Source organism: Luteibacter sp. SG786, assembly GCF_011759605.1.
Lineage (GTDB): Bacteria > Pseudomonadota > Gammaproteobacteria > Xanthomonadales > Rhodanobacteraceae > Luteibacter.
Window position 1 is genome coordinate 784,943 of sequence record NZ_JAAOYX010000002.1, and the last position, 16,261, is coordinate 801,203.

A 16,261-nucleotide genomic window follows, 5' to 3' on the forward strand; every position below is an offset into this window, starting at 1 on the left:
AAATAATTCGATTACAAGCGTAAGAGATTGCCGCGAGGGGCGTGTTCTTTCGCCACGGGGGCGCGTCGGTTTTCCACCCATCCTGGGGAGGATGGTGGAGCGGACGCGAGGGCGGCTATCGAGAACAGAAGTCCGGATTTCCATTGTGGTGTCGGATTTCCTTGTTGTTTATTTGGGGAGACAAACACATGCATCGTTCCACCCGCCGCAACGGCGTCATCCGCCGCTCCACTTTGTGCACCGCCCTGGCCCTGTGCTTCGCCAGTGGCGCCGTGCTCGCCCAGTCCAATGCTTCCGGTGTCGTGTTCGGCCGTGTGGCGCAGCCCGAAGGTGCCGTCGTTCACCTGACCAACCTCGACACGGGCCTCACCCGCGACGTCAGCGTCGATGCCGACGGCCGTTACCGCGCCAGTTCGCTTCCGGTCGGCCGCTATAAGGTGTCCGTCGAGCGCGGCGGCCAGGTGGCCGAAACCCGCGACAACGTCCAGGTGAACCTGGGCGGCGGCGTGGACGTCTCGTTCGCGGGCGCTGCCGGTACCACGAGCGCCGAGGCCCAGAACCTCGAAGGCGTGCAGGTCACCGGCAACGTGCTGCCCGCGATCGACGTGTCGCAGGTCGACTCGCGCACCGTGCTCACTTCCGAACAGCTGCAGAAGCTGCCGCTCGCCCGCGACGTGACCGCCGCCGCGCTGCTCGCGCCGGGCGTCATCTCCGGCGACAGCCGCTACGGCAACGTGGCCTCGTTCGGCGGTTCGTCGGCGTCCGAGAACCAGTACTACATCAACGGCTACTCGGTCACCAACGCGCTCACCGGCCTGGGCTTCACCAGCCTGCCGTACGACGCCATCGACCAGCAGCAGATCTTCACCGGCGGCTACGGTGCGGAATACGGCCGTTCGACCGGCGGCGTGATCAACATCGTCACCAAGCGCGGCGGCAACACCTGGAAGGGTGGCGTCGGCATGTACATCCAGCCGAACGGCCTGCGCCAGTCGCCCCGTAGCATCTATCGCACCAATGGGCAGCTGTACCAGAACCGCCGCGACAACGAGCGCAGCGATACCCAGTACACGGCCTACATCAGTGGCCCGCTGATCCAGGACAAGCTGTTCTTCTTCGGTGCCGGCGACTTCACGCGTACCGACAGCAAGTCCACCAGCAGCATCCTCGCCCCGCAGCGTACGAATCAGACGCAGAAGGCGACGAAGTGGATGGCCAAGATCGACTGGAACATCACCGACAACCACCTGCTCGAATTGACGGGTATCGGCGACAAGACCAACACCGAGCGAAGTGTCTACGCCTACGACTACACCACGCGCAGCCGCGGTGCGTACCTGGGCACGGACAACCTGAAGAACTTCGATGCGGGCGCTGGCTCGGCTCCGGGCGGTGACGTCTACATCGGCAAGTACACCGGCTATATCACCGACGACCTGACGGTCAACGCACTGTACGGCCATACCACGACCAATCACGAGCGCGATCTCGGCTACGCCGGCTCGGCGAACTGCCCGTGGATCACGGATAACCGTCGCGGCATCGCCAATCCGATCGTCGGTTGCGGCCTCGTCAACGGCACCGTTCTCGGCGCGGGCGCCAAGGACAAGACGCACGGATACCGCCTCGACGTCGAATACCGCGCCGGTGACCACGATCTGCGCGTGGGCGTCGACAACCAGACGCTCGAATCCACCGCTGGCAATGTCTACGAAGGCGGGTATCGCTGGGTTTACCGCAACGCCGGTCGCGTCACGGGCCGTCCGGACATCATCCCGCCGCCGGGCACGCAGTACGTGGCCGAAAAGCGTCTGTTCGCCACGGGCGCTACCGTCAAGACCGAACAGGAAGCGCAGTACATCGAAGACCACTGGCAGGTCACCGATCGCTGGATGGTGTATCTCGGTCTGCGTAACGAGCAGTTCAAGAACCTCAACGGCGACGGCACCACCTATGTGAAGCAGCGCCATCAGCTCGCACCGCGACTGGGCGCCACCTGGGACGTGTTCGGCGATTCCACGTTCAAGGTCTACGCGAACGCTGGCCGCTACCACCTCGCCATTCCGTCGAACGTGGCTATTCGTGGTGCCTCGGCGTCCACGTATTACAGCGAGTACTACACCTATGGCTCCGTGGGCCCGAACGGCGAGCCGCAGGGCCTGACCCAGCTGGGCAGCCGCGCCTACCTCAACGGCGAGGACGGCACCACGCCCGATCCGAAGACCGTGGCCGCCAAGAATATCGACGCGTACTACCAGGACGAATACATCCTGGGCTTCGACAAGGCGATCAACGAGAACTGGAGCTTCGGCGCCAAGGCCACCTATCGCAAGCTGAAGAGCTCGATCGACGACTTCTGCGACTCGCGTCCGTTCGAGTCCTACGCCGAGCGCAACGGTATCGACATCAGCAACGCCTCGCTGCCGGGCTGCTATCTGTTCAATCCGGGCAAGTCGAACACTTTCCTCGTCGACGTGGGCGGCGGCCAGTACGTGCCGTTCAAGCTCACCAAGGACGACTTCACCTCGCCCCCGCCGGGCAACGTGCCGTTCCCGGACCTGAAGCGCAGCTACTACTCGCTGGATCTCTACCTCGAGCACCACTTTGCGGACAGCTGGTACGGTCGCGTCGATTACACGTTCTCGCGCAGCTACGGTAACTCGGAAGGCCAGCTGAAGTCGGATATCGGCCAGCTCGACCCGTCGGTGACGCAGGACTGGGACGCCCCGGAAATCATGCAGTACGCGAACGGTCCGCTGCCCAACGATCGTACGCACCAGCTGAAGGCGTACGGTTACTGGCAGGCAACGCCTGAGTGGCTGCTCGGCGGCAACCTCGCCGTCGCCACGGGCCGTCCGAAGAACTGCATCGGTGTCGATCCGGTCGACGCGATCCAGTACGGCGCCTCCTACTTCGAATGCGGCCTCCAGCCGTCGCCGCGCGGTTCGAAGGGGCGTCTGCCGTACACCTGGAACCTCGACCTGAACGCGGAATACCGTCCGCTGTGGGCCGGCGACAAGCAGCCCCTGGCCTTCACCGCCACGGTCTTCAACGTGGTCGGCAGCCAGCGTCCGGTCGGCCAGATCGATGTGGGCGAGACGGGTACGATCGCGAATGGCGTGCCGGTGGTCAGCGACGATTACCGTCGTCCGATTGCCTTCCAGAACCCGCGCTACGTGCGCCTCGGCGTGCGTTACGACTTCTCGCTCTAATCGGCGAGGACCAGCGCGCACCCGGGCAAAGCACCCGGGTGCGCGACGAGATCTCCCTGGAACTGGCCGGCGCGGAGCGCCGGCCTTTTTTATGGGATTTTCAGCCGAAGACCTTCTTGCCGCCGATCCACGTCTCGATGACGTGCTGGGTTTCATCCACCACCACGAAGTCGGCGCGATAGCCAGCGGCGATGTGGCCGTGGGTGGCGCCAAGGCCGAGGAAGGCGGCCGGATAGGTCGATGCCATGCGTGCCGCTTCATCGTAGGGCACGCCCACCATGTGCACGGTGTTGCGTACGGCGGTGGCCATGTCGAGCGCGGAGCCTGCGATGGTGCCGTCGGCCGTGCGCACGGCGCCGTCGTGCACCGTGATGGTTTCGCCCTTGAGTACGAAGCTGGGATTGTCCGAACCCACCGGCGGCATGGCGTCGGTAACGAGCATCATGCGCTCGCGTGCCTTCGCAGCGATGGCGACGCGCAGCGATGCGGGATGCACGTGGTGCCCGTCGACGATCAGGCCGCACCAGCTGCCGGCGTCTTCCAGCGCGGCGCCGACCACGCCCGGCTCGCGGCTGGTGAAGGGCGTCATGGCATTGAACAGGTGGGTGAAGCCGCGCACGCCATGGGCGAGTGCGTTGCGCGTGGTGTCGTAATCGGCGGCCGTGTGACCGGCGGCCACGATCACGCCGTTCGACACGAGCTGTGCCAGCACATCCGGCGACGTGCGCTCGGGGGCGAGCGTGAGCAGGGTCACCCCGCCGTGACGGCGCGCCACCATCGCGATGTCGTCCGCGCCGGCGATGCGGAACTTCGCCGGATCGTGCACGCCCTTGCGCTCCGGCGCGATGAACGGGCCTTCGAGATGGATACCGAGCACGCCAGGGACGCCCTGTCCGACCGCGGCATTCACCGCATCGATGGCTTTCGCCATGACGTCGGCATCGTCGCTGATCAACGTGGGAAGGAAGCCTGTGGTGCCGAACCTGGCATGGGCCTCGCCGATGCGGCGGATCGTGTCGACGGTCGGCGCGTCGTTGAACAGCACGCCGCCGCCACCGTTGACCTGGCAGTCGATGAAGCCGGGAAGGAGCGTACGACCGCCGAGGTCGTGGCGTTGCGCGGCGCGAACGCGCGGATCGGAGGGCAAGGCGAGACCGGAGATCGTGCCGTCGTCGACAAGCACGGCAAAGCCGCCCTGGAATCCGTTGTCGGTGAGTACGCGGCCGTTGACGAGGGCGATGGTCATGGTGGGGTATTCCTCTGTTTATTCCGTTCTGCCACAGGAGCGCGCCTTGCGCGCGAAGCCTTTGGCCTCAATTCGAAACCTGGCGCGCCAGCTCCGGGTCTTTCGCTAACGGCGTCGCGCGCGGGACGCGCTCCTACACCGTCTCCGTCACCTTGTTCAGATGAGGCGGAACGTCGGGATCGAAACCGCGCTTCAACGCCAGCGCCGCCGCCGCGCGATAGAAGCTCTGCACGGTGAGAAGCGGCGCGCTGATCGGTGCGGAGGCGACGAGCGGCAACATGCCCGGGCCCGTCGCGCCCGGTGCTGCGACCCATACCTTGGCGTCGCGCTTGCGGAATTCGTCGGCGACCTGGAGCACGCCGGATAGCGTGTCGTCATCCTGCGCGAAGAAGAGCACGGGGAAATCCGGGCCGACGAGTGCCATCGGGCCATGCTTCACTTCCGCCGAACTGAAGGCCTCGGCGTGCAGCCCGGAGGTTTCCTTGAATTTCAGCGCGGCCTCCAGCGCCCCCGCGAAGCCGAAGCCGCGGCCGACGACGAAGAGGTTGTGGGCATCGGCAAGACCGTCGACGAGTTCGGACCAGTCGGCGTCCCAGCCTTCGCGCAACTGTGCGGGCAGCGCGGCAAGCGCTTCACCGATGGCCGCATTGCCGCTCCAGCGCGCGGCGATATGGAGGATGGCGGCCAGCGCGCCCAGATAACTCTTGGTGGCGGCTACGCTCTTTTCGGGGCCCGCGTGCAGCGGTACCACGACGTCCGCGCAGGCGGCCAGCGGTGAGTCCACTACGTTCACAAGCGCCACCACGTAGGCACCTGCCTGCTTTGCCGCTTCGGCGTTGCGGACGAGGTCGGGACTCTTGCCCGACTGTGACACCGCGATATAGAGCGCGCCGTCCATGCCCTGTTTCGCATGGTAGATGGAGGTGACCGACGGCGAGGCCGATGCGGTCACCACGCCCAGCTGTGTTTCGAATACGTATTTCGCGTACATGGCGGCATGGTCGGAACTGCCGCGGGCGCAGGTGATCACCATGCGCGGGGGGTGTGCGCGCAGGCGCTCGGCGAGGGCGCCGACCACCTCTTCGTTTTCGGAAAGCTGCCGCTCCACGACCCCGGCGGTCTCGTGCGCTTCGCGGAACATCAGGGTGTCTTGCGGAAGTTTCGTCATGTCGAAAGTCGGAACCGTCAGTCGCTCTGCAGTTCCGCGACGAAATCGTAGATGTCGCCGCGATACCAGGAGCAGGTGAATTCGACGATGCGGCCATCGTCGAGGAAGCTGCGCCGCTCGATGTTGAGCCCGGCGCTGCCGGCGCCGAGGCGAAGCAGTCGCGTCTGCGCGGGGCCCAGCACCACCGCGCGCAGACGCTGCAAGGCGCGCAGGGGGCGGTTGCCGAGCTTGTCGAGGGCCTCGTAGAGCGAATCCACCACGAGGTTCGGGTCGGGCAGGAGATCCAGAGGCACCGCGCTGCGCTCGATGGCCAGCGGTTCGTCGCCGGCATAGCGCAGCCGGTGCAGGCGGACCACCTGGGTGCCCGGCGACAGGTTCATCGCCATGGCTTCCTCGGGAGTGACCTCGCCGATGCCGCGCTCGAAGAACTCCGACCGCGGGTTGAGGCCGCGGGCGCGCAGGTCTTCCGTGAAGCTCGTCATCCGGGAGAGCGGCTTCACGATGCGCTCGGACACGAAGGTGCCGGCGCCGTGCCGCTGGGTAAGGAGCCCGTCTTCCACCAGGCCGCCGATGGCCTTGCGCACGGTGACCCGGGACAGGGTGAGGGCCCTGGCCAGGTCGCGTTCGCTCGGCAGGGCATGGCCCACCTGCACCTCGCCGTTCTCGATGACGTTCCGGATGGCACGGCGCAGCCGCATGTACGCCAGCGGCTGCCGGGCGGCCGGGTCGTGCTGGAGGCGCTGGTATTCGGCGACGAGGGCGGATTCCATTTCGCGAACATACCAATCCACGACCACTGAGGCAAGCCGATACAAGGTCTGCCATACCACCGGGCCGTTCAAACGGACGTTTGCACGATTTAAATTACATTGGAAACGTTTCCATGGCGTAACGCTTCCATTATCCGGGCGTTTCCGAGGCATGGAGTGGTACGGGGCTGGTAGCCCCTGGTATGTCACTGGTACGATCCGGAGGCATCTTCCACCGATCCCTCAAGAGGCCACTGTCGTGAGCGCTCCCCTCCTGCCGATCGAACCCTTCGATCTGGTCATCTTCGGCGGCACCGGCGATCTCGCCGTCCGCAAGCTCCTGCCTGCCATGTACCACCGCTTCGCCGACGGCCAGATCCAGGCCACCAGCCGCATCATCGGCGTGGCGCGCGAAGGCCTGGACGACGAGGCGTACCGCCAGCAGGTGCGGTCGGCCGTCGAGAAAGCCGTGTCGCACATCGTGCCGGCCCAGCTGGACGCCTTCATCCGCATGGTCGGCTATCGCTCGCTCGACGCCCGCAAGTCGGACGGCTGGGAGGAGTTCGCGGCGCTCATGGCGGCCGAACCCAGCCACATCCGCGTGTTCTACCTCTCCACTTCGCCGGATATCTTCACCGACATCTGCCAGCGGCTCGGTGGCCTGGGCCTCAACGGCGAGCGCTCGCGCGTGGTGCTCGAGAAGCCCATCGGTCGCGACCTGGAGAGCGCCAACGCCATCAACGACGCGGTGGCCCGGGTGTTCGGGGAATCGCAGACCTATCGCATCGACCATTACCTCGGCAAGGAAACGGTGCAGAACCTGCTGGCGCTCCGCTTCGGCAATGCCTTGTTCGAGCCGTTGTGGAACGCCCAGCACATCGACCACGTGCAGATCACCGTGGCGGAAACGGTCGGCGTCGGCCACCGTGCGGGTTACTACGATCGCGCCGGCGCGCTGCGCGACATGGTGCAGAACCACATCCTGCAGCTGCTGTGCATGCTCGCCATGGAGCCGCCGTCGTCCCTCGCACCCGACGCCGTGCGCGACGAGAAACTGAAGGTGCTGCGTGCGTTGCGCCCCATCGACGCCGCGAATGCCGCGCAGCTCACGGTGCGCGGCCAATACCGCGCCGGCGCGGCCGAAGGCCAGGGCGTGCCGGGATACCTCGACGAACTGGGCAGCGACCAGTCCCGGACCGAAACCTTCGTCGCCCTCAAGGCGGAGATCGGTAACTGGCGCTGGGCCGGCGTGCCGTTCTACCTGCGCACCGGCAAGCGCCTGCCCAGCCGCGTCTCGGAAATCGTGGTGACGTTCCGCGCGCTGCCGCATTCCATCTTCGATCCCGCCAGCGGTCCGCTGCTGCCCAACCGTCTCACACTGCGCCTGCAGCCTGACGAAGGCGTGAAGCTGTGGCTGACCATCAAGCATCCGGGTCCGGGCGGCCTGCGCCTGCGCCACGTGCCGCTCGACATGAGCTTCGCGGCGGCGTTCGGCGTGCAGCAGCCCGACGCCTACGAGCGGCTCATTCTCGACGTCGTGCGTGGCAATCCGACCCTCTTCATGCGCCGCGACGAAGTCGAGGCCGCGTGGAAGTGGGCCGGCCCCATCCTCGACGCGTGGGAAGCCAGCGGCGACACGCCGAAGCCGTACACCGCGGGCACCTGGGGTCCGAGCGCCGCCGTGGCGCTCATCGAACGCGATGGCCGAACCTGGGCCGAGGACGCCGCATGAACGCCAAGATCCAACGACACGAATTCGCCGACCGCCTGACCCTTGCCGACAAGCTGGCCCGGGACGTCGCCTCCAAGCTGGACGCCGCGATCAAGGCACGCGGCAAGGCCACCATGGCCGTGTCCGGCGGCGGCACGCCGAAGACCATGTTCGCCGTGCTGGCCGAACAGGAAATCGACTGGTCGAAAGTCACCGTCACCCTCGTGGACGAACGCTGGGTGGACACCGACAGCGATCGCTCCAATGCACGCATGGTGGCTGAACACCTCTTCCACCATCAGTCGCACACCGCCAGCTTCGTGCCGCTCTTCGACCAGGCCCACAAGGACAACGTGGACGAAGCGCTGGATGATGTAGGTGCGCGCATCGACGCGCTCGGCCGGCCGTTCGACGTGGTACTGCTGGGCATGGGTGGCGACGGCCATACCGCATCGTTCTTCCCGGGCGGCGACAACCTGGTGGCCGCGCTCGATCCGAACGGCACCCGCACGGTGATCTCGATGCGCGCCGAAGGCGCAGGCGAGCCGCGCATCACGCTTACCCTGCCGCGCCTGCTCGACACGCGCGCGCTCTATCTGCACATCGAGGGCGACGACAAGAAGCGCGTGCTCGAACAGGCGGAAAACGGTGGCGACTTCCCGATCGCGGCCGTGCTGAAGCAGGACCGCGTGCCGCTGGACGTGTACTGGGCGCCTTGAGCATGGCCATCCATCCCATCCTCGCCGAAGTCACCCAGCGCATCGTCGAACGCAGCCGGGCATCGCGTGCCGCGTATCTCGCCAAGATCGACGCCGCCCGTGGCAACGGTGCAAAGCGTCACCACCTGTCCTGCGGCAACCTGGCCCATGGCTTTGCCGCATGCGCGGAAAACGACAAGGACGCCTTGCGTAACGGCCATGCGGCCAACATCGCGATCGTCACGTCGTACAACGACATGCTCTCGGCGCACCAGCCGTATGAGCGCTACCCGGAACTGATCCGCCAGACCGCGCGCACGCTGGGTGCCACCGCGCAGGTGGCGGGCGGCGTCCCGGCGATGTGCGACGGCGTGACCCAGGGCCGCCCGGGCATGGAACTGTCGCTGTTCTCGCGCGACCTGATCGCCATGGCCACCGCGGTGTCGCTGTCGCACGACATGTACGAAGGCGCGCTTTACCTGGGCATCTGCGACAAGATCGTGCCGGGCATGCTGATCGGCGCACTCAGCTTCGGTCACCTTGCCGGTGCCTTCGTTCCCTCGGGCCCGATGCCCTCGGGCATCCCGAACGAGGAAAAGTCGAAGGTGCGGCAGGCCTATGCGGCCGGCAAGGCCTCGCGTGCCGAACTGCTGGAGGCGGAAGCCCGTTCCTACCACGGCGCGGGCACGTGCACGTTCTACGGCACGGCCAATTCCAACCAGATGCTCATGGAGATCATGGGCCTGCACCTGCCCGGCGCGAGCTTCGAGGCGCCGGACACACCGCTGCGCGACGCACTCACCCGCGCCGTCGTGGAACGCGTGCTCGCCATCGACACCCTGGGCGACCACTATCTGCCGCTGGGGCGCATCGTCGACGAGCGTGCCATCGTCAACGGTGTGGTTGGCCTCCATGCCACCGGCGGCTCCACGAACCATCTGCTGCACCTCGTCGCCATCGCGCGCGCGGCCGGCGTGGAATTGCGCTGGGACGATTTCGACGCGCTTTCCGCCGTCGTGCCGCTGCTGGCGCGCGTCTACCCGAACGGCTACGCAGACGTGAACCACTTCCACGAAGCCGGCGGCATGGGCTTCCTGATCGACCAGCTGCTCGATGCCGGCCTGCTGCACGACGATGTGAACACCATCATGGGCCCGGGTCTGCACCATTACCGGCAGGTACCCGTGCTGGAGGACGGCACACTGGTGTGGAAGCCGGTGTCGAAGGAAAGCGGCAATCGGGGCGTGCTGCGCTCGATCCAGGAACCGTTCCGTCAGGACGGCGGCCTGCGCATGCTCAAGGGCAACCTCGGCCGTGGCGTCATCAAGGTGTCGTCGGTGCCGGAAGACCGCATGGTGGTCGAAGCCCCGGCGATCGTGTTCGACGAGCAGGATGACGTGAAGGCTGCCTTCGATCGCGGGGAACTGAACTGCGATTTCGTTGCGGTGGTGCGTTTCCAGGGTCCGCGTGCCCGCGGCATGCCGGAACTGCACAAGCTCACGCCCACGCTCAGCCTGCTGCAGGACCGTGGCCACCGCGTGGCGCTGGTGACGGACGGACGCATGTCCGGCGCGTCCGGGCGTGTGCCCGCCGCTATCCATGTCACGCCGGAAGCGGAAGCGGGTGGCCCCATCGCCCGCGTGCGCACGGGCGACCTCGTTCGCGTCGACGCCGTCGCCGGCACGATGGAGGTGCTGGTCCCCGCAGACGAATGGCACGCCCGCACCCCCGAGGCCGCCGACCTTGCCGTGCACCACAGCGGCATGGGCCGCGAACTCTTCGCCATGTTCCGCCAGTCCGCCGTCACGGCCGACCTCGGCGCGGGCGTGTTCTGATCCACCGGAGTAGAGATGAGCAACGAAGCCAAGCAACAGCGTGTCGAATCGACCTTGCGCCTCGCGCCGGTCGTGCCGGTGGTGATCATCGAGGACGCCTCGAAGGCGGTGGGCATGGCGCGCGCCCTCGTCGCCGGCGGTGTGCCGGCCATCGAAGTGACCCTGCGGACGCCCGCCGCGCTCGACGCGGTGCGTGCCATCGCGGCGGAAGTGGAAGGCGCGTTCGTCGGCGTGGGCACGGTGCTCACGGCGAACGACCTCGAAAACGCCTACAAGGCCGGTGCCAAGTTCGCCGTGTCGCCGGGTAGCTCACCGCGGCTGCTCGACGCCGCCGACGACCACGAGCTTCCGTTGCTGCCCGGTGCCGCCACGTCCAGCGAAGCGATGGCCTTGCTGGAGCGCGGTTACCGCTTCCAGAAGTTCTTCCCGGCTGTCCCGGCCGGCGGCACCAAGCTGCTGGGCGCATGGGCCAGCCCGCTGCCGCAGATCCGCTTCTGTCCCACCGGCGGCATCAGCCTCGCCAACGCGGCCGAGTTCCTCGCGTTGCCGAACGTCGTCTGCGTGGGCGGCTCGTGGCTCACGCCTCCCGACAAGCTGGCGTCGTCCGATTGGGCGGGCATCGAAGCGTTGGCCCGCGAGGCGTCGCAACTGGCCCGCTAGGGCCACTGTGAAAGCGACAGCGCTTTAGGGTCGGCCTGGCTTTGTGTGGGAGCCGCTTCAGCGGCGATTGGGTGCTCGCGGCAAGCGTGCCCGCTGCCGCGGGATCGCCGGCATAGCCGGCTCCCACAAAGTCTGTGCGATCCTTCGCGCCCCGTCTCCGCAAATCTGCGCCCATGATCTACATCCTCCTCGCCGTCGCCTTCAGCGTGGCCGTCTCGGTGCTGCTGAAGGTCGCGCGCAGCCGCGGCATCGACATCGTGCAGGCCGTGGCGACGAATTACATCGTCGCGGCGCTGCTCGCCGTACTCCTGTTGGGCGCAACGCCTGAAGCGGCGATCGAGGCGAAGGCCACCTGGACGCCGCTGGTCCTGCTCGGCGTGTTGCTGCCTGCGATCTTCCTCGTACTGGCCCGTTCGGTGCGCAGCGTCGGCATCGTGCGTACCGACGTCGCACAGCGCCTGTCACTCTTCGTTTCTCTCTTCGCGGCCTTCGCGTTCCTGGGCGACACGCTCACGCAGGCGAAGGCGCTGGGCATCGCGCTGGCGCTCGCCGCCGTGCTGTGCGTGCTCTGGCGGCCGGAGCGCGGCGCGACGGAACGCGGCGGATGGGCGGCGCCGCTGGCGGTGCTTGCCGGGTTCGGAGCGATCGACATCTGCTTCAAGCTCGTGGCCCAGGCAGGCGCGCCTTTCGCCAGCGCCCTGCTCGCCTCCTTCCTGATCGCCATGGTCCTGTGCTGGATCGCGGTGCTGGTGCGCGCCGCGACGCGCGCGGCACCGGTCACCGCACGCAGCCTTGGCTTTGGCGTGCTGCTCGGCGCCGCCAACTTCGCCAACATCCTCTTCTACGTGCGCGGCCACCAGGCCTTGCCGAATAACCCGGCGCTGGTCTTCGCGTCGATGAACGTGGGTGTGGTGGTCATCGGCACCCTGGTCGGCGCGTTCGGCTTCAAGGAGCGCCTGGCGCCAGTCAACTGGCTGGGCATCGTGCTGGCGATAGGCGCCATCATGGTCATGACGAATTTGTAGGAGCCGCTATAGCGGCGAGAAGCCCACGAAGCGGGTATAGCCGTGCGGCGGATTTCCTCGCCGCTATAGCGGCTCCTACAGGCGTCGAGGTGTCAAAGGCGGCGCGGCGCGGTGGACCCACGTACCACGAGATCGGGGCTGAAGCCCTCGTTCTCGATCATCGGATCGTTTTCGTCGCGCTCGATTTCCGCGATGAGGCGCTGCGCCGCGTGGCGGCCGATCTCCTCCGTGTTTTGCCGGGCCGTGGTGAGTGCCGGCCACGACTGCTTGGAGAACGGGCTGTCCTCGAAGCCTGCGATCGAGAGTTCCCAGGGTACGTCGACACCGCCCGAGCGCGCCGCCGCGAGCACGCCCGCGGCGATCTCGTCGTTCGAGCCGAAGATCGCGGTGGGCGGGTCCTTCAGCGCGAGCAGCTTGCGGGCGCCGCGAAAGCCGTCGTCGAAGGAGTAGTCGCCTTCGACCACGAGCCGTTTGTCCACCTCGATGCCGTACTCGCGCAAGGCGTCTTCGTAGCCCTGGTAGCGCTCGGGGCTGGAACGGTGTTCCTTGCCGCCCCACAGGAAACCGATGCGGTGGTGGCCGAGCTGGATGAGGTGTTCGGTGATCGCATAGGCCGCGTCGCGGTCGTCCACGAAGACGCAGGGCCAGCCGTCTTTCGGGTCCTGTCGCGCCGAGATGATCCGCACGAACGGCACGTTCTGTTCCGTGAGCGATGCCAGCAGGCGCGGCTGCTCGGACATGGGCGGGCAGAGAACAAGCCCGGCGAGGCGGTTGCGACGCACAAGGTCGCCCAACTGCTCGGCGAGCTTCGGCGCGGACGAGTCGCAGGGGTGGATCTGCAAGCCGAACCCTCGCTGGCGACAGACCGAGAGCACGCCATTCTGCATGGCGATGACGTAGTGGGCGTTGGGATTGTCGTAGACGAGACCGAGGGCGTACGTGCGCGCGCTGCGCAGGCTGCGCGCCGCCTGGTCGGGCTGGTAGTCGAGGGCCTCGATGGCGCGCTGCACCTTCTCGCGGGTACGCGCGTGGACCGAGGGTTCGTGGTTGATGACGCGGGAGACGGTCTTCAGCGAGACGCCGGCCCGTTCGGCCACGTCCTTGATGGTGGGGCTACGCAATCTACGACCCTCGATAGCAAGGCGGCCGTCCGAAGGGACGGCCTCGGCAAGTTTACACAAGGGCAATGCCGAGGTCGTTCCTTCGTGGGCGTCGTCGGACCTCAGTCGCGGACGTGCTGTCCCACCCGATGCCCGGCCGCGCCGTAGTACAGGATGTACAGGTAGCAGGGCACCATGAGGCAGAGGAACACGCCCTGGAAATCGAAGTGCTGCTTCAGGTGCGCGAACAGCACCGGAATGACGGCACCACCCGCGATACCCATGATCAGGAAGGCCGACCCGAACTCGGTCAGCCGCCCCAGGCCCTTGATGGCGAGCGGGAAGATCGCCGGCCACATCATGGCGTTGGCGAAGCCCAGCGCGGCCACGAAGGCCACCGACACGTAGCCGCTGGTGACGTAGGTGCCGATCGAGAACACGACACCCAGGATCGCCGAGAACGCTAGATAGCGCTGCTGCGAAACGAAGCGCGGGATGAGCAGCAGGCCGGCCACGTAGCCCACCAGCATGGCGATCAGCGTGAACGAGGTGAAGTGGCTCGTCTCGGCCGGCGACATGCCGAAGCCCTGGCCGTACGTGCCGATGGCGTCGCCGGCCATGACCTCCACGCCCACGTAAACGAACAGGCAGAGCACGCCGAGCCACAGGTGCGGGAAGCTCAGGAGGCTGCCCTTGTCGTGGCCGATGGCGCGCTCGGAGTTGTCACTGGACGGCTTGATCTCGGGCAGGGACGAACGCACGACCCATATGGCCAGCACGACCAACAGGGCGGCCATCACCATGTACGGCATGTGCACCTTGGCCGCGAAAGCCGCCAGCAGCGCGTCCTTTTCGGCCGGCGAGGCGGCCGCTGCGATCTGCTTGTCGAAGGTGCCGATGTTGCTCATCACCACCGCGCCGAAAACGAACGGCGCGAGGGCACCGGCCACCTTGTTGCAGATGCCCATGAAGGCGATGCGTTGCGCGCCGCTCTCGATGGGGCCGAGGATGGATATGTACGGATTGGACGCGGTCTGCAACAGCGAGAGGCCGGCCCCGATGACGAACAGCCCGGTCAATGCGCCGGGATACACGCGCATCGTGACGAACTGGCCGAACATCACCGCGCCGATCGCCATGACGAACAGGCCGAGCCCCATGCCCTTCTTCATGCCGGTTTTCTTCAGGATGAAGGAGGAGGGCAGGGCGAGGAAGAAATAAGACAGGTAGAACGCCATGGGCACGAGGAAGGCGTTCACGTCGTCGAGGTTGAAGGCCAGCTTGACGAAGGTGATCAACGGCCCGTTGAGCCACGTGACGAAGCCGAAGATGAAGAACAGGACGCCGATGACGATCATCGGGACCAGACTGGAATGGCGCGTCTCGTTAACCGCGGCCGTGGTGGACGACATGGATGCTCCCCTCTCGCAGGGGCCCGACGCGCCCCGATCCGGCCCTTTATCGGCTTCCCTGCCCAACGTTGTCAATCGCGTGGAGCCGAGGGGCCGTGACCTGTGGCACGGAGGGCACTTTCGATGCCGCGCCGCGTCAATGGGTCGGCATGGCCCCTTCCAGGGCGAATTCTCTTTGCAACAGAGGGTTGGCAACGCAATGCGTCCGTCCCGACGAAAACGTTTCTTGCTGCGGCGCGTTATGGATCGCGTTCTGTCCTAGCCATTTGTCCTGTTGACAACGTTGTCATTGGCGGCCAAGACTCGCCCCATCACGGGGTTGTCACGAAGTTTCCAAGGGGTGGGGCGTGGGGGAATCGGCCAAACAGCGGGAAGTCGTGCATGCGTCGCGGACGGGGGCGTTCCTCGCCGCCGACGTAGGCGGCACGCACGCCCGCATCGGTCTTGTTCGCCGCGCCGACGGCTCCTCGGCCATCGACGTGCTCCGCTACGAGCGCTATGCCTGTGCCGAGTGGCCGAGCCTCACCGCGGTGCTGCAAGACTTCGTTGGCCATCTGGACGGCCAGGTGATCATCGAGCACTGCGCCGTCGCCAGCGCGGGCTACGTGGTCGGCGACGCCATCGTCAACGAGAACCTTCCCTGGCCGGTATCCATCGGCGACATCCGCCGCACGCTGGGCCTGTCCGGGCTCGCCGTGGTCAACGACTTCGAAGCCGTGGCCTACGCCTGCCAGTTCCTCCAGCGCCATGAAACGGCCCCGATCATCGAAACGGATGCGCCGCCTGCCGAAGGTCCGATCCTCGTGATGGGCCCCGGCACCGGTCTGGGCTCGGCCGTGTTGCTGCCCGGCCGCCCGCACGCCACCGTGTTGCCGACGGAGGCGGGGCAGATATCGCTCGCGCCGGGCAACGCGCGCGAAGTGGCGATCCTCGGCGAGCTGGCGCGCGAACGCGATTATGTTTCCTACGAGACGGCGCTTTCGGGGCCGGGCCTCGTCAACCTCTATCGGGCCATCTCCACGCTGCGCGGCACCGCCGCCACGCTGTCCGAACCCGCCGCCGTCACAGGCGCCGCCCTTGCCGGTAGCGATGCCGCGGCGTCGGAGGCGCTGGACGTGTTCTGCGGACTGCTCGGCAGCTTCGTGGGCGACCTGGCCATGCTCTACGGCGCGCGCGGCGGCGTGTTCCTGGCGGGGGGCATCCTTCCCCAGATTCGCGAACGCCTGCTTGCCAGCAGCTTCTCCGACAGGTTTTTCAACAAGGGCGTCATGCGCGCCTTTCTCCAGCAAGTGCCGGTACGTCTGATGGACCACGGACAGTTGGGTGTGATCGGTGCCGCCGGTCTCTACCTGCACGGTTCGACCGCTCATTGAAGAGCGGGAAAGGAACGCAGGCTTAGTTCAAAAAAGCGGGCCGCGAGGCCCATCGTCGATACACATCCTCTG

General features: G+C 66.6%; 12 protein-coding genes. 7 read left to right on the forward strand and 5 right to left on the reverse strand.

All coding sequences use genetic code 11. The features are described 5' to 3' along the window. Window positions 1-188 precede the first annotated feature (188 nt). On the forward strand, window positions 189-3,212 hold the full coding sequence (locus tag FHS47_RS15375) for a TonB-dependent receptor (protein WP_167029788.1): 3,024 nt from the start codon (window positions 189-191) through the stop codon (window positions 3,210-3,212). A 100-nt stretch (window positions 3,213-3,312) separates the two neighbouring features. On the opposite strand, the gene nagA is transcribed toward FHS47_RS15375, so the two are convergent. From nagA to FHS47_RS15390, 3 genes are all read right to left on the reverse strand, one after another. Further along, a complete protein-coding gene (gene nagA / locus FHS47_RS15380; protein ID WP_167029791.1) occupies window positions 3,313-4,458 on the reverse strand; it encodes an N-acetylglucosamine-6-phosphate deacetylase in 1,146 nt (381 codons plus the stop codon). Window positions 4,459-4,591: 133 nt separating this feature from the next. Beyond that, window positions 4,592-5,626, reverse strand: coding sequence for an SIS domain-containing protein (locus FHS47_RS15385; protein WP_208382051.1), 1,035 nt, complete (start codon window positions 5,624-5,626; stop codon window positions 4,592-4,594). Between the two features lie 17 nt (window positions 5,627-5,643). Beyond that, the gene (locus FHS47_RS15390; protein WP_167029794.1) at window positions 5,644-6,396 is read right to left on the reverse strand and encodes a GntR family transcriptional regulator; all 753 of its coding nucleotides are present in this window, start codon (window positions 6,394-6,396) and stop codon (window positions 5,644-5,646) included. A gap of 238 nt (window positions 6,397-6,634) precedes the next feature. On the opposite strand from FHS47_RS15390, the gene zwf reads away from it, so the two are divergent. The 5 genes from zwf (at window position 6,635) to FHS47_RS15415 (ending at window position 12,304) form a co-directional block, all read left to right on the forward strand. Next, a complete protein-coding gene (zwf, locus tag FHS47_RS15395) occupies window positions 6,635-8,107 on the forward strand; it encodes a glucose-6-phosphate dehydrogenase (protein WP_343203529.1) in 1,473 nt (490 codons plus the stop codon). After that, the gene (pgl, locus tag FHS47_RS15400; protein WP_167029800.1) at window positions 8,104-8,805 is read left to right on the forward strand and encodes a 6-phosphogluconolactonase; all 702 of its coding nucleotides are present in this window, start codon (window positions 8,104-8,106) and stop codon (window positions 8,803-8,805) included. Before zwf ends, pgl begins: the two co-directional genes overlap by 4 nt. Window positions 8,806-8,807: 2 nt before the next feature. Further along, complete coding sequence (gene edd, locus FHS47_RS15405) at window positions 8,808-10,619, forward strand: phosphogluconate dehydratase (protein ID WP_167029803.1); 1,812 nt, start codon at window positions 8,808-8,810, stop codon at window positions 10,617-10,619. Between the two features lie 15 nt (window positions 10,620-10,634). Beyond that, complete coding sequence (gene eda, locus FHS47_RS15410; protein ID WP_167029806.1) at window positions 10,635-11,279, forward strand: bifunctional 4-hydroxy-2-oxoglutarate aldolase/2-dehydro-3-deoxy-phosphogluconate aldolase; 645 nt, start codon at window positions 10,635-10,637, stop codon at window positions 11,277-11,279. A 173-nt stretch (window positions 11,280-11,452) separates the two neighbouring features. Then, a complete protein-coding gene (locus FHS47_RS15415; RefSeq protein ID WP_167029809.1) occupies window positions 11,453-12,304 on the forward strand; it encodes an EamA family transporter in 852 nt (283 codons plus the stop codon). Between the two features lie 92 nt (window positions 12,305-12,396). On the opposite strand, the gene FHS47_RS15420 is transcribed toward FHS47_RS15415, so the two are convergent. Next, on the reverse strand, window positions 12,397-13,425 hold the full coding sequence (locus FHS47_RS15420; protein ID WP_167029812.1) for a LacI family DNA-binding transcriptional regulator: 1,029 nt from the start codon (window positions 13,423-13,425) through the stop codon (window positions 12,397-12,399). Window positions 13,426-13,526: 101 nt separating this feature from the next. Continuing rightward, window positions 13,527-14,816, reverse strand: coding sequence for a sugar MFS transporter (locus tag FHS47_RS15425; protein ID WP_167029816.1), 1,290 nt, complete (start codon window positions 14,814-14,816; stop codon window positions 13,527-13,529). Between the two features lie 347 nt (window positions 14,817-15,163). Here FHS47_RS15425 and glk point away from each other — a divergent pair, with 347 nt between their 5' ends. After that, entirely contained in the window at window positions 15,164-16,189 is a 1,026-nt protein-coding gene (gene glk, locus FHS47_RS15430; protein ID WP_167029819.1) for a glucokinase, read from the forward strand. Window positions 16,190-16,261 lie beyond the last annotated feature (72 nt).